A 13,864-nucleotide genomic window follows, 5' to 3' on the forward strand; every position below is an offset into this window, starting at 1 on the left:
CTCAAGCTGCCTGTTTTGCGGTGACGAAGGCCGCAAGGCTCGCCACGTTACTGAAGTGATTACGGGTGTCCTTGGCATCGGCGTCGATTTTGATGCCGTACTTTTTCTGGATCGCCAGGCCCAGCTCCAGGGCGTCCACCGAGTCCAGGCCCAGGCCTTCACCGAACAGCGTCTGTTCGTTGTCGATGTCCTCGGCGCTGATGTCTTCCAGGCCCAGGGCGTCGATGATAAGCATTTTGATATCACGGTGCAGATCGCTCATCTTCGGCGAGCTCCTTGATGAAGTAAGAATGTAGATAATCGTTGAGCTTGCGCGAGGCCTGCGGAGGCGGCCCCTGCGTGGCGAAAGTCTGTGGGTCTATATCGGCACCGACCCGGATACTGAAGTGCACGCGCCGCTTGGGGATGCGATACCAGGGTTCGGCCTTGGTCAATGTGGTCGGGCTGACCTTGATCATGACCGGGGTGAGGATTTTCGCACCACGCAGGGCGATTGCCGCACCGCCCCGATGAAAGGCCGGTGGCTGGCCGGGCCGGGTGCGCGTGCCTTCCGGGAAAATGATCAGGGTCTGGCCGTCTTTCAGTGCGTCGGCCGCCGCGTCGAGCATGTCCATGCTGCCGTCGTTGCTGATGTATTCGGTGCAGCGCAGGGGGCCGCGGGTGAAGGGGTTTTCCCAGAGGCTTTGCTTGACCACGCAGTTGGCGTGACGCACCAGGCCGATCAGAAACACCACATCGATCAGCGATGGGTGGTTGGCAATGATCATTTGCCCGGGCCGACCGAGTTTTTCCGCGCCTTCAATGGTGTAGGTCAGCACCCCGGTGCGCGCCATGAATCGCACAAAAATCCAGAAACAGCGGCTGACCGTTTGCCGGGCCCGCAGCCGATGGGTCCGGGCGTCGCCGGGCAGGCAGTTGAGCAAAGGGAAAATCACCAGGCGCAGGCACAGCCCGCCCAGCCCGAACAGGGCAAAGCTCGCGGCGGTGGCCAGCAAGCGCCAGTAATAGGCGTCGCGGTTTCTCTCGGTCACGGGTTGCGTTGCCAGGTCCATACACGATTTTTCCAGGCATGTTGGCAGGTGGTTTGCTGGCCGAGCAACGTAGGCAACAGATTCAGCGCGTGTGGCCAGCGGGGTTTGGACAACGCATCCGGGACGCTGTTCAGGGACAACCGCCAGTCGGTGCCTGGCGTGATCAGCAGGCCGACGGCATAAGGGAACGGCACGTCGTCGATCCAGGTCGAGTAAGCCTCGGGCGGCTGTTCTTCGGTGACCACCAGCAGTACCGCGCGAGCGCCTTCGGCGAGCAGCGCGGCAGCTTCCAGCATGCCGTGTTCAAGGCCATCGCCTGCGGCCGCCAGGGCCGTCATTTCGCTGGTTTCACCGCGCATGATCGACCACAGGCCGATAATCGCGTTATGCACAGACAAGCTGAATTGGGTCGGCGACAGCGGCTGGTCGGCGGCCAGGTCGCTGAGAATGTCCACAGTCCGGGGCGTTTCTCCATGACGGGAGACGAAGACCAGCGGCAGATCCTGCCGACCTTCGGCCAGTGGCCAGCCGACACTGAATGCCATGCGTGCCAGTCGGCTGAGCCGCCGGCGCTGCATGGCCGGCAGAAAGGAAACGTCGGGAGCGGCATCGTTGTCCGGCAGCACGACCGGTTTTCGGCTCCAGGCCTGCCAATCGCTCACGCTATCAAGCCCCGGGGCCCAGGCGCGCCATTGGGCGATGTTGAAGTTGATCACAGACATTCATCCCGCCCTCACGGGCTTGCTTGACGCGGGGAGCGGCCGAGAGCCGAGACTCACCCTGCGCGGCGTTTGGCGCCGAGTGGCGCGCATTATCCCGGTGCCGGGAACGTGTAGCAAATGCTGGTTACATTTTGCTCAGCAAGATCAAACGGCAGGTTGGGAAAAGTTGAGCGATTGGTAATTATTCACAAAATTATTGGCCCGTTTGTCGGTTCCGACATCAAGCAAACGGGGCGTTCAGGGCTTTTCAAGCAAGAGAAGTCAACTGACTGTGTAGTCCCGGTGTCGACAAGGTAGCGAACCAACGCCGTGGACCACTACACTCGGTCATTCTTTGATACACGGAGGTTTTGACATGCGGCGCGTGGTGTTCAATCAGAAAGGTGGCGTTGGCAAATCCAGCATTGCCTGCAATCTGGCGGCGGTCAGTGCCAACGAGGGGTTTCGCACCCTGTTGGTGGATCTCGATGCCCAGGCCAACTCCACTCAGTACCTGACGGGGCTCACGGGCAGCGACATCCCGATGGGCATCGCCGATTTCTTCAAGCAGACGCTGTCTTCCGGGCCGTTCTCCAAGAAAAATCAGGTCGACATCTACGAAACCCCGTTCGATAACCTCCATGTCATCACCGCCACCGCCGAACTGGCGGACTTGCAGCCAAAGCTTGAAGCCAAGCACAAGATCAACAAGCTGCGTAAGTTGCTTGAAGAGTTGAGCGAAGACTACGACCGGATCTACCTGGATACTCCGCCAGCACTGAACTTTTATGCAGTTTCAGCGTTGATTGCCGCCGATCGGGTACTGATCCCCTTCGATTGCGACAGTTTTTCGCGCCAGGCACTGTATGGCCTGATGGCGGAAATTGAAGAATTGAAGGAAGACCACAACGAAGGCCTGGAAGTCGAAGGCATCGTCGTCAACCAGTTCCAGGCCCGCGCCAGCCTACCCCAGCAAATTCTCGACGAACTGATCGCCGAAGGCTTGCCCGTGTTGCCGGTGTACCTGGCCAGCTCGGTACGCATGCGCGAATCCCACCAGGCCAATACGCCGCTGATCCACCTCGATCCACGGCACAAGCTGACCCAGCAATTCGTTGAGCTGCACAACCTGCTGGAAAACGCCTGACTCTAGCTGTCAACACAGAACCACTGTGGGAGCGAGCCTGCTCGCGAAGGCGGGGTGCCAGTCGGCAATGATGTCAGTTGACACTCCGCTATCGCGAGCAGGCTCGCTCCCACATGGGATTCGGTGGTGCTTCAGATTCCTTGGCTACGCAACCAGCTCATCAGTTGCGGTAACGGGAACGCCCCGCTCTGCCGGGCGACCTCCCGGCCGTTCTTGAACAGGATCAGGCTCGGAATCGAGCGAATCCCCAACTGCGCCGACAATTGCTGGTTTGCTTCGCTGTCCAGCTTGGCCAACCGGCACTTGCCCGCCAGTTGCCCGGCCGCCTGCTCGAACACCGGTGCAAACGACTTGCACGGCCCACACCAGTCCGCCCACACATCCACCAGCAGCGGCAGATCGCCCTTGATCTGGCTGGCGTAGTCGCCTTGCTTCAATTCAAACGGCTTGTTCAGCAGGACTTCGGCCTTGCAGCGCCCGCATTTTGGATGGTCGTTGAGGCGCTCGGCGGGAATGCGGTTGAGGCCGTTACAGTGGGGGCAGGGGATGAGGAGTGGGTCGGTCATGAGTGATATCCAATGGGAAGCTGATATCACCTAGTTGGAGACGTTTGCTCATGTTTTCAATCGCGCAGTGTCCAGCGTTAAAACTAGGCTGAGTCGTACCGAGCCAGACCGCTGGTCTACTTCGGATTATCGCAGCTTGCGATATTTTTTATCTGTGATTAACTCACCATAGCAAAATGCGATAAGGATGTTGCATGCATGTTCTCACTGAAAAAAGAGTACGTGAAGCCAAGGCCAAATGGCCAATGGCAGCCAATGCGCTGGATCATTGGTATCAATTAGCCAAAGGAAGCAAGCCGTCGGATTTTGCGGCGATGAGAGCCACATTCCCTGCTGTCGACAAGGTAGGTGAGCTTCATGTTTTCGATATCGGTGGCAACAAGCTGCGGTTGATAGCTTTTGTCAGATATCGATCGCAAAAGCTTTATATCAAGCATGTGCTGGATCATCGCGAATATGACCGCGGCAAGTGGAAGGAGGAAAAAGCATGAGTGTACTGATCAAAAAAGCTGCCGAGCATTGGGAGTTTGTCTCACCGCTTCTTCGAAAGCCGAAAAATGAAGATGACTATGACCTGCTGGCACATGCGCTGGACGAGTTGCTCGAGATGACTGGCGATGATGAGTCCCACCCGCTGATGAGCCTGGTGGATATCATTGGTGACTGGATTGAGGAGTGGGACCATAAGCATCACCCGATGCCAAAGCCTGGCGGGGTCGAGATTCTTGGCTACTTGATGCGTGAACACGGCCTCAGCCAGAGCGACCTGCCTGGCGTCGGTCCTCAGTCGGTCGTGTCCGAAATCCTGAGTGGCAAGCGCCAGCTCAACCTGCGCCAAGTCCGCTGGTTGGCCGAGCGCTTTAGCGTGTCGGTTGAAGTCTTTATCTGACCCACCTCACGACGAACAACTGATCTCCAGATGCTTGCCCCATTCCGGTGGTCGCTCTGCGTAGCTTTCCATCCCCGCTTGTTCCTCGAACGGATTGCTCAGCACTGCGTGCAGTCGGCGGACCTCCGAGTAGTCGCCGCTCTCTGCCGCATCGATGGCCTTTTGTGCCAGGTAGTTACGCAGGATGTACAGCGGATTGACCGCGTGCATGCGCTGGTGGCGCTGCTCCTGATCAAGCGTGCCTTCACGGGCCACCCTGGCGATGTAGAGTTGGCCCCAGGCGTCAAAGCCCTTGAGGTCGACGAAGTCATCGCGCAAGCGGGTGATGGCCTGTTCCGGCGCGTCTTCACCCAGGCGACGGAAAAACAGGCTGTAGTCGACGCCGCTGTTTTGCATCAGCTGCAGCAGGTTCTCCAGCAGTTTCTGGTCATCGTCTTCGGCAGTGGTCAGGCCGAGGCGGCGGCGCATCAGGTCCAGGTAATGGGCCTGGAACAGCGGCAGGTACAGGCCGAGGGTTTCGCGCAGGGCTTCGACGCTGATGAACGGCGTCAGGGCCTGGGCCAGGGCGCTGAGGTTCCACTGGCCGATCGGTACCTGGTTGCTGAAGGAGTAGCGGCCCTGGTCGTCGGAGTGGTTGCAGATGAAGTTGGCGTCGAAGTCGTCGAGGAAGGCGAACGGGCCGAAGTCGAAAGTGATGCCCAGGATCGACATGTTGTCGGTGTTCATCACGCCGTGGCAGAAACCATAGGCCTGCCATTTGGCGATCAGTTCGGCATTGCGCTCGACGATTTCGCGGAACATCGCCAGGTACGGTTCAGGCTGCTCGAGGCACTCAGGGAAGTGCATGGCCAGCACGTGGTCGCCCAGTGTTTTCTGCTGCTCGGGGCGTTTGGTGTAGTAGAAATATTCGAAGTGGCCGAAGCGTACATGGCTCGGCGCCAGACGCAGGACCATGGCCGCGCGCTCCTGCTTTTCGCGCCACACCGGCGTGTCGGAGCCGATGACGCACAGGGCGCGGGTGGTCGGGATGTTTAGCGCGTGCAGTGCTTCGGAGGCGAGGAATTCGCGGATCGACGAACGCAGCACCGCCCGGCCATCACCCATGCGTGAAAACGGTGTCTGGCCGGCGCCCTTGAGGTGCAGGTCCCAGTGTTCGCCTGCCTCGTTGTACACCTCGCCGAGCAACAGGCCGCGACCGTCGCCCAGTTGCGGGTTGTAGGAGCCGAACTGATGCCCGGAATAGACCATCGCCCGTGGAATCGCGTCGGCCCAGAGCTTGTGGCCGCTGAACAGTTCGGCGAACTCCGGGGTTTCGGCCACGGCAGGGTCGAGGTCCAGCAGGGCCATGGCGGCGGGGCTGGCCACGACCAGGCGCGGATTATCGATGGGCTCGGGCAGCACATGGGCGGAAAACGCGTCGCCCAGACGGTCGAAGCGATTATTGAAAGTGAGTTCGTCGAGGGCTTTCAAGGGCCGGCTCCAGCAGAATGTCCGAGCATTCTGCTGGGGAAAGGCCGGTTAGTCGAGTTTGGCGGCGGGCGGTTCTTGCGCCGGCTTGCCGTCGACGATCGGCACGATGGTTTTCGTTTCCGGTTCGATCGGCACCATCTTGTACTCCTGGCCGTGCAGGTTCTTGAGGTAAACCTCCATCTGCCGGAACGAGATATTGATGTGCTGCTTCTTGAACTCGCGGTTGATGAAGCGGTTGACCTCGTCGAGCACCGGGTTACGGTCGCCGAGGTCGCGCACGTGCATGCGCAACTCGTGGTCGAGGGTGCTTTCGCCGAAGTTCAGGAAGTACACATGCGGCTCCGGATCTTTCAGGACGCGCGGGTTATCGCGTGCCGCCTTGAGCAACAGTTCTTTGACCAGATCCAGGTCCGAGCCGTAGTCGACGCCGAGCTTGAGGGTCACCCGGGTGATGGTGTCGGTCAGCGACCAGTTGATCAGTTGCCCGGTAATGAACGTCTTGTTCGGGACGATGATGTCCTTGCGGTCGAAGTCGGTGATGGTCGTGGCACGGATGCGAATCTTGCTCACGGTGCCCGACAGGTTGCCGATGGTGATGGTGTCACCGATCCGCACCGGACGTTCGAACAGGATCATGATGCCGGAGATGAAGTTGGCGAAAATCTCTTGCATGCCGAAGCCGAGGCCGACCGACAAGGCCGCCACCAGCCATTGCAGCTTGTCCCAGCTTACGCCGAGGGTCGACAGGGTCGAGACGAAACCGACGCCGGCGATCACGTACGAGAGCAACGTGGTGGTCGCGTAGGCGCTGCCCTGGGCCAGGTTGAGCTTGGACAGCACAAACACTTCGAGCAGACCCGGCAGGTTGCGCGCCAGGGCAAAGGTGATGCCGATGATGATCAGCGCGCCGAGCATGTCGCCGATGCTGATCGGCACCATGCTCATGTTGGCGCCGGTACCGCTGGTGTATTCGTAGAGGGTGACGTTGTCCAGGTACGAGAACACCGTGATCAGGTCGGCCCAGACCCAATACAGTGCCGCGATGAAACCGCCGAGCAGGGCCAGGCGGATCAGGCGCAAGGACTGTTCGTTGACCTTCTCGATGTCCAGCGTCGGTTCTTCGATCACCGCCTCGCCATCGCCGGCCTCTTTGGCGGCCAGGCGTTTGGCCAGGGCGCGCTGGTAGGCCAGGCGCCGGGCCGCCACGCTGAGACCGCGTACGAAGGTGGCTTCGATCACCAGCCAGAACATCAGCAGGTACAGGGTGTTGATCAAGCGGTCGCTGAGCTTCAGCGCGGTGTAGTAGTAGCCGAAGCACACCGCCACGAACAGCGCGACGGGCAGGGCGGTGAACAGGATGCCCACGAGCTTGCGGAACAGCGAGGCGTTCTCGTGGGTCGGGCTGCTGATCAGCAAGCGGCTGAGCAGCAGGGTCATCAAGGCGTAGCAGGTGAGCACCACCGGCATGCCGATCACGTCATCGGCCAGCGCCGCCGGTTGCAGTTCGGCAACGGCGACCACGGTCACCAATGCCATCACCACGATGCCGAGGCGGCGGATCCATCTGCGCAGGAATTCCACCTGGGGCTTTTCCCAGCGGAAATGCAGTTCCGCCACGCCACCCGGCGCGAGGATCCGGTAGGCGGTGTAGAACACCAGCCAGGCCCCGGCCATTTGCAGCAGCGCCGCGCCCATGTTGGCGTTCTGCCCGCGGGCGTCGATTTGCAGGGCCAGCCCGCACAATGCCAGGCCCAGGGAAACCGGCATCGCCAGCAGAATGTTGACCAGGATCGCTTGCGGCGTGTGCCACTGGCTATCGCGTTTGAAGTGACCGATGTCCTGGTGAACCTTGTTCAGTCGCGCGTACAGATGCTTGCGGCGCCACAGCAGTGCGCCGATCAGCAGCGCGAGCGGCAGGAACAGCAGCGGACGCTGGGTCAGGCCGTCGTTCAGTTCACTCAGGCTGGAAAGTACCGGCAGTGAATCGATTTGACGCTCCAGGCGATCCGGCACGCTGCGAAACCATTCGAGGTCCAGCGGCTTGTTGCTCGGAATCCAGAACATCTGCTCATCGAGCGTCGCCCGCAGGCTTTGCGCCGTGCTCAGCAGTTGCTTCTGGTTCAGTTGCAGGGTGATGGATTCATTGAGCACCGCGCTCAGTTCGCGGTTGAGGCGCTCCAGCAGGTCGGCACGGGTGGTGGCCAGTTCCATCAGGCTTTTGCGCAACTGCGGCGTGACTTGCTCGGGCGGCTGGGTCGACAGCAGGTTTTCGACGTAGGTGACCGGATTGCTGAGCAATTCCCGTTGCTGGCTGACTTCGAACTGATACAGGCGAATGTCGGCGATCTGGTCGGCCAGGTTGCGGTCTACCTTGAGGCGCGGCAGGGCCTGCTTCTGTTTGTAGAGAATCTTCGAGAGCAGAAGGCTGCCTTTGAGCACGTTGATTTGCTCGTCCAGCGCTGAATCACTCTGGGTCAGGCTGTCCAGCTGTTGCTTGGTCTGCAGGTTCTGCTGGGTGACTTCGTTGAGGCGGTCGGTGCTCTTGAGCAGGTAGTCCGAGAGCTTCAGGTTGGCCGCGCTCTCGGTGGCCAGCAGGCTGCTGCCGCCGGCCTTCTGCGCTTCGATGGATTGCTGGGTGACCGTTTCCTGGGACAACGCCAGACGCTTCTGGTTGATCAGGGTTTGCAGTTCCTGGATTTCCCGGTCCAGGCGGTCGGAGCGCTCCGACAGCAGGTCATGCTGGCTGTTGCCGAGATCCTGCAATTGGGTATTGCCGGCCAGTTCCTGGCGGCGCAGCGGAATCAGTGCGTTCAGCGCTGCAAGCTCGGCATTGAGCAGGTCACGCTGCTCCGCGCTCAAGGTCTTGCCGGCGTCCTTGCCGTTCTTGAGGATGTTGTTGATCTGCTGAATGCGCGTCTGGCTGCTGGAGATCTCCGCCTGGGCGCGCTCGGGGCGGGTCTGGGCGGTGATGATCAGGCTGTTGGCATCGGCCAGGGCTTTTTGCAGATCGCTTTGCTGGGTGGAGCGTTCGGTCAGCACTTGTTCAAGCTGCTGGATCGGTTCCTTGGCGAAGCGCTGCGCCACCGGCACCACGGCACTGGCCTTGAGGCGAGTCAATTCCCGCTGGTTCTCGAGCGTCATCTTGGGCGCAGAGCTCAGCGTTTGCTTGAGGTCGGCCAGCTTCTGCTCGTAGTCACGCTTGTTGTCGAGCTGGGTCAGCGTGTTTTGCAGAACACTCTGCAGGGCCTTCTGATCGGCTTCCGGCAGTTTGCGGTCGGCGATCTTGTCCAGGCTCGCCTGCACGGCTTCGCTGGAGGGCGGTTCGGCCGCTTGCGATAAACCAACGGTGCCGACAGAGAGACTCAAGCCCAACAGGGCGATGGCGAAAATGGAGCGCAGGTTAGGCATAAAGACCGGTCAAGCAAATGATAGTGGAAGCAGTTTAGAGGAAGAGTCCGGGACCCGGGCGACTTCCTTCGGGGAATCTGACGCCCACTTTGCCGATCTTGTTCCCGTCCATGACTGCAACCGTCCAGATGGTGTTGTTCCATTCCACCTGGTCACCCACCACCGGTGCGCCACCGACTTTCTGGGCAATGAAGCGGCCCAGGGACATGTCCGGATCGATGCCTTCGACCTTCAGGCCATAGAGGGCCGCAACCGCGGCCAGCTGGGCGTCTCCTTCGAGTACGAAGTCGCCGAAAAAGCGCAGGTCGAGGCCTCGTTGCGGCGCCTGGCTGAAGAGTTTTCCGAGGGCCGGCAGGTTGTGTTCATGGCCGATAACACACAGCAAATCATCGACTTCCAGCACCGTACTACCCGACGGATGGAGCAATTGTTGACCACGAAACAGGGCGGCGATACGGGTGCCTTCGGGCATTTTCAGCTCGCGCAGAGGCGAACCGATGCACCATTTTTCCGCGCCGAGGCGATAAACGAACAGCTCCCACTCGCTGGTGACGTGTACTTCCAGGGCCGAGCGCGAGATGGGCGCAGGCTCCGGGGGGACCGTGACCTTCAGCAGCTTGGCGACCCATGGCAGGCTCGTACCCTGGACCAGCAGCGACACCAGCACGATAAAGAACGCGAGATTGAAGTACAGCTGGGCGTTGGGCAGGCCGGCCATCAGCGGGAACACCGCCAGAATGATCGGGACCGCGCCGCGCAGGCCGACCCAGGAAATGAACGCTTTCTCGCGCCCATGGAACGCCTTGAACGGCAGCAGGCCAACCACTACCGACAGTGGCCGGGCAAACAGAATCATCCACAGCGCCAGTGCCAGTGCCGGCAAGGCAATGGGCAGCAGGTCGTGAGGCGTCACCAGCAGGCCCAGCACCAGGAACATGCCGATCTGCGCCAGCCAGGCCATGCCGTCGAGCATGTGCAGGATGCCGTGGCGGCTGCGCACCGGACGGTTGCCGATCACCAGGCCGCAGAGGTACACGGCCAGGAAGCCGCTGCCGTGCAGGGCGTTGGTCAGGGCGAACACCACCAGGCCTCCGGCGATGACCAGGATCGGATACAAACCGGTGGCCAGGTTGATGCGGTTGACCAGTTGCAGCATCAGCCAGCCGCCGCCCAGGCCAATGACGCCACCGATGCCGAATTCGCGCAGCAGGTGGGTCAGCAAGCTCCAGTGCAGGCCGGTCTGGCCGCTGGCGAGCATGTCGATCAGGGTGACGGTGAGGAACACCGCCATCGGGTCGTTGCTGCCGGATTCGATTTCAAGGCTGGCGGTGACCCGCTCGTTCAGGCCTTTGCCGCCCAATAGCGAGAACACCGCCGCGGCGTCGGTGGAGCCGACGATGGCGCCGATCAGCAGGCCCTGGATCAGGTTCAGGTCGAACAACCACGCGGCCGCCATGCCGGTCAGCCCGGTGGTAATCAATACCCCGACCGTGGCCAGCGAGAGGGCGGGCCATAACGCCACGCGGAAACTCGAGACCCGGGTGCGCAAGCCGCCGTCGAGCAGGATCACCGCCAATGCGAGGTTGCCGACCAGGTAAGCCGTGGGGTAATTGTCGAAAATAATGCCGCCGCCATCGACGCCGGCCGCCATGCCGACGGCCAGGATGATCACCAGGATCGGGATGCCGAGGCGCGACGAAAGTGAGCTCACCAGAATGCTTGCACCTACCAGCAACGCGCCGATCAAGAACAGGCTGTTGATGGTCGTCGCATTCAAAGGCAGTACTCCAGAAAGCTGAAAGGCGGGCGCAAACTGACCATGCAGTCTGCGTGCCAGCGATTCTAACCTGTTGAAATGTGATGCTGTCAAAAAGCTTTTGTCACGTGCGCAGGGAAAGGGGCCGGACAAACGCCATGGCGACGAAGTGCAGGAACCAGATCGGGCAATCACAGTCTCTACAGTTCGCGAGAAAGGTCGCCCGTCAGCAAAATCAAGGCTTTGCGCCTGTATAACCCTGGCATACGCGGTGACTTTTCTTTATCGTACGCGCCCTTTGAAAAAGCCCGGAAAATCAAAATGTTGGAAGCATCCCTCAGTCAATTGGAACAACTGGTCAGTGACCTGGTGCAACAGAACCAGAGCCTGACCGCGGAACTGGCCCAGGCCAAGGATGAAAACGAAAGCCTGCAACTGAGCCTGATGGAACACGAAGAGAAGCAAGGCGCCACGGCGGCTCGCATCCAGGCCCTGGTTGAGCGCGTCAGCGCAGGCCCTGTCAGCGCATGAGTTACAACGCCGCAGGGGTAAAAGTCGTCTCGATCCTGGGGGAGGACTATTCGATCAAGGCACCGGCCGGGGAAGAGCAGACCCTGCTGGACGCCGCGATGATGTTGAAGGCAGCCCTGGCCGAAACCAAGAGGAAGTACCCGACGCTGATCGGTGACCGCCTGTTGGTGCTGGCGGCGATGAATCTGTGCTCCCAGCAGATCGAAATGCAAAAGCAGCACAAGCTCGAACTCGACCGTTACCAAGAGCAAGTCAGCGCCACGGTTGAAGTGATCTCCAAGACGATCAATCAGGCCTGATCGGCTTTGCGCACAACCAAAGAATAGATTGTCGGTTGGTTTGTATACAATCGGCACGGCTGTTGCAGTGTTTCAGCCTCTTATTCTTTGGGGGTGCTCCATGCAGTTCTGGCGACGCAGTATCCAATGGCAATTGATCCTGAGCATGGGCACCGCTCTGCTCGTCAGTATCCTGATCGTGGTTGGCATTTATACCCTGGTGGTCAATCGTCTCGCCCAGAGCTATCTGGTCGAGCAAGCCTTGCCGTCGAGCATCGAAGCGATGCGCAACGACATCGAGCGGATCCTTGTCCAGCCCCTCACCGCCGCCAAGGACATCGCCAGCAACAGCATGGTGCGCGACTGGCTGGCGCAGGGTGAGGACGGTGCGCAGGCCGGCACCTTCACGACCTATCTCGAAGGCGTGCGCGCCGAGCACAAAGCCTTTACCGCGATTATTGCCGGCACGGCGTCCAATCATTACTTCAACGAAAAAGGCCTGGACCGGACCCTCAGTCGATCCAATCCGAAAGACGTCTGGTTCTACTCGTTTCTCGACAGCAACCAGCCGCGCACCCTCAATATCGATAACGACACGGCCACCGGAGAATTGGCGCTTTTCATCGACTTCAAAGTCGAGCAGGCCGGCAAGGTCGTGGGTGTTGCCGGGCTTGGCCTGAGCATGAAAGAGCTGTCGGAGCTAATTCACAACTTCAGCTTCGGGGAGCGCGGCAAGGTCTATCTCGTGCGTTCCGACGGTTTGATCCAGGTCCATCCCGAAGCGCAATTCAGCGGCAAGCGCACCTTGACCGAGCAGATCGGCGCTACGGCGGCGCAAGCGGTGATGAGTCAAAAAGCCGCCACCACTAACGGCTTCCAGCGCGATGGCGAAGACTTCCTTGCATTGAGCTTGCCGCTGCGCGATCTCGGCTGGACCCTGGTGGCCGAAGTGCCGCAATCGCAGATCTACGCCGAAGCCCGCCGCGCCATGTGGATGAGCAGCGGCATCGGCCTGGCAGTAGCGCTGGTGTGCCTGTTGCTGGTGGTGCTGCTGGCCCGTGGCCTGGTACGACCGATTCGTCAGGTAACAGCGGCATTGGTAGCAATCGGTAGCGGCGGTGGAGATTTGACCCATCGGCTGGATTCCAGCCGGGCCGATGAGTTGGGTGATCTGGCCCGTGGCTTCAATCGATTCCTCGACAGCCAGCGCGACATGATCGGCGAAGTGCTGACCACCAGTGAACGCTTGCGCACGGCTGTCGGCCAAGTGGCGCGGGTGGTGGACAACACCGCCGAGCGTTCTGGTCGCCAGCAGGAAATGACCGACATGGTCGCCACCGCTGTTCACGAAATGGGCCTGACCGTGCAGGACATCGCGCAGAACGCCGGCAATGCGGCGTTCGCGTCACAAACCGCCCGTGATGAGGCAATGCAGGCACGGGAAGTGGTGGGTGGATCGATCCGTCACATTGAAAACATGTCCCGGGAAATCGGCGTCGCGGCAACGGCGGTGGGTGAACTGGCCCATCAAGTGGCGTCCATCGATCAGGTGCTGGCAGTGATTCGCGGGATCTCCGAGCAGACCAACCTGCTGGCGCTCAATGCCGCCATCGAAGCAGCGCGGGCCGGGGATATGGGGCGCGGGTTTGCCGTGGTGGCCGATGAGGTTCGCACTTTAGCCCGACGTACTCAGGCTTCCACCGATGAAATCCAGCAGATGATCGGCAGCCTCAAGCAAGGCGCGGAAAACGCGGTGTCGTCGATGCATTCCGGGCAAGCCGCGACGGGCACGGGTGTCGAGTCGAGCCAGCGTACCGGCACCTCGTTGACCGCCATTACCGGGCAGGTGGAGCGCATCAGCGACATGAACCATCAGGTGGCGACGGCGACGGAAGAGCAATCGGCGGTGACCGAGGAAATCAATCGCAATGTGCAGGGCATTTCCGATCTGGCCCGGGAGACGGCGGGGGAGGTCAGGGCCTGCCGGGATGACTGTCAGACGTTGCAGCGGTTGGCGGATGATCTGGCGCGGCAGGTGGGTGGGTTCAAGTTGAGCTGATGTGTTGATTGTGCTGACGCCATCGCGG

The 13,864-nt window shown here is 60.6% G+C and carries 13 protein-coding genes and 1 pseudogene; 7 read left to right on the forward strand and 7 right to left on the reverse strand.

The genetic code is table 11. From position 1 onward, the window contains the following. Nucleotide 1: 1 nt before the first annotated feature. The 3 genes from AB4O16_RS18565 to AB4O16_RS18575 are packed head-to-tail and all read right to left on the reverse strand — an operon-like array spanning nucleotide 2 to nucleotide 1,753. On the reverse strand, nucleotides 2-262 hold the full coding sequence (locus tag AB4O16_RS18565; RefSeq protein ID WP_150714698.1) for a phosphopantetheine-binding protein: 261 nt from the start codon (nucleotides 260-262) through the stop codon (nucleotides 2-4). Continuing rightward, nucleotides 243-1,052, reverse strand: coding sequence for a lysophospholipid acyltransferase family protein (locus tag AB4O16_RS18570; RefSeq protein ID WP_460155508.1), 810 nt, complete (start codon nucleotides 1,050-1,052; stop codon nucleotides 243-245). The genes AB4O16_RS18565 and AB4O16_RS18570 overlap by 20 nt, the downstream gene beginning before the upstream one ends. Next, on the reverse strand, nucleotides 1,028-1,753 hold the full coding sequence (locus AB4O16_RS18575) for a beta-ketoacyl synthase chain length factor (protein WP_460155509.1): 726 nt from the start codon (nucleotides 1,751-1,753) through the stop codon (nucleotides 1,028-1,030). The genes AB4O16_RS18570 and AB4O16_RS18575 overlap by 25 nt, the downstream gene beginning before the upstream one ends. Nucleotides 1,754-2,108: 355 nt before the next feature. Here AB4O16_RS18575 and AB4O16_RS18580 point away from each other — a divergent pair, with 355 nt between their 5' ends. Further along, nucleotides 2,109-2,879 (forward strand): ParA family protein, encoded by a 771-nt coding sequence (locus AB4O16_RS18580; protein WP_160390588.1) that lies wholly within the window; start codon nucleotides 2,109-2,111, stop codon nucleotides 2,877-2,879. 131 nt (nucleotides 2,880-3,010) lie between these two features. Here the strand turns inward: AB4O16_RS18580 and trxC are convergent, their stop codons facing one another. Then, nucleotides 3,011-3,445, reverse strand: a complete 435-nt coding sequence (gene trxC, locus AB4O16_RS18585) for a thioredoxin TrxC (protein WP_030129872.1) — start codon at nucleotides 3,443-3,445, stop codon at nucleotides 3,011-3,013. Nucleotides 3,446-3,639: 194 nt separating this feature from the next. Between trxC and AB4O16_RS18590 the strand changes: the two genes are divergently transcribed. Together AB4O16_RS18590 and AB4O16_RS18595 are read left to right on the forward strand one after the other, a co-directional pair. Further along, entirely contained in the window at nucleotides 3,640-3,936 is a 297-nt protein-coding gene (locus tag AB4O16_RS18590) for a type II toxin-antitoxin system HigB family toxin (protein WP_460155510.1), read from the forward strand. Beyond that, nucleotides 3,933-4,334: a helix-turn-helix domain-containing protein gene (locus tag AB4O16_RS18595; protein ID WP_460155511.1), complete on the forward strand. Its 402-nt coding sequence runs from the start codon at nucleotides 3,933-3,935 to the stop codon at nucleotides 4,332-4,334. Before AB4O16_RS18590 ends, AB4O16_RS18595 begins: the two co-directional genes overlap by 4 nt. A 6-nt stretch (nucleotides 4,335-4,340) precedes the next feature. Here AB4O16_RS18595 and selO read toward each other — a convergent pair whose 3' ends face one another. Genes selO through AB4O16_RS18610 form a run of 3 tightly spaced genes read right to left on the reverse strand, consistent with a single transcriptional unit; the run spans nucleotide 4,341 to nucleotide 10,989 of the window. Further along, nucleotides 4,341-5,804 carry a protein adenylyltransferase SelO gene (selO, locus tag AB4O16_RS18600; protein ID WP_460155512.1) on the reverse strand — a complete coding sequence of 488 codons (1,464 nt, stop codon included), beginning with the start codon at nucleotides 5,802-5,804 and terminating at the stop codon, nucleotides 4,341-4,343. 48 nt (nucleotides 5,805-5,852) lie between these two features. Beyond that, complete coding sequence (gene mscK / locus AB4O16_RS18605; RefSeq protein ID WP_460155513.1) at nucleotides 5,853-9,212, reverse strand: mechanosensitive channel MscK; 3,360 nt, start codon at nucleotides 9,210-9,212, stop codon at nucleotides 5,853-5,855. Nucleotides 9,213-9,246: 34 nt separating this feature from the next. Next, nucleotides 9,247-10,989 (reverse strand): potassium/proton antiporter, encoded by a 1,743-nt coding sequence (locus AB4O16_RS18610; RefSeq protein ID WP_102698610.1) that lies wholly within the window; start codon nucleotides 10,987-10,989, stop codon nucleotides 9,247-9,249. A 300-nt stretch (nucleotides 10,990-11,289) separates the two neighbouring features. Between AB4O16_RS18610 and AB4O16_RS18615 the strand changes: the two genes are divergently transcribed. The 4 genes and pseudogenes from AB4O16_RS18615 (at nucleotide 11,290) to AB4O16_RS18630 (ending at nucleotide 13,836) form a co-directional block, all read left to right on the forward strand. After that, nucleotides 11,290-11,499 carry a hypothetical protein gene (locus AB4O16_RS18615; RefSeq protein WP_110662666.1) on the forward strand — a complete coding sequence of 70 codons (210 nt, stop codon included), beginning with the start codon at nucleotides 11,290-11,292 and terminating at the stop codon, nucleotides 11,497-11,499. Continuing rightward, complete coding sequence (locus tag AB4O16_RS18620) at nucleotides 11,496-11,798, forward strand: cell division protein ZapA (protein WP_007981180.1); 303 nt, start codon at nucleotides 11,496-11,498, stop codon at nucleotides 11,796-11,798. Before AB4O16_RS18615 ends, AB4O16_RS18620 begins: the two co-directional genes overlap by 4 nt. Nucleotides 11,799-11,943: 145 nt before the next feature. Beyond that, a pseudogene (locus tag AB4O16_RS18625) lies at nucleotides 11,944-12,972 on the forward strand (HAMP domain-containing protein); the annotation flags it as partial. Between the two features lie 132 nt (nucleotides 12,973-13,104). After that, nucleotides 13,105-13,836, forward strand: a complete 732-nt coding sequence (locus AB4O16_RS18630) for a methyl-accepting chemotaxis protein (protein ID WP_460158073.1) — start codon at nucleotides 13,105-13,107, stop codon at nucleotides 13,834-13,836. Nucleotides 13,837-13,864 lie beyond the last annotated feature (28 nt).

This window comes from Pseudomonas sp. S2_H10 (assembly GCF_054668285.1).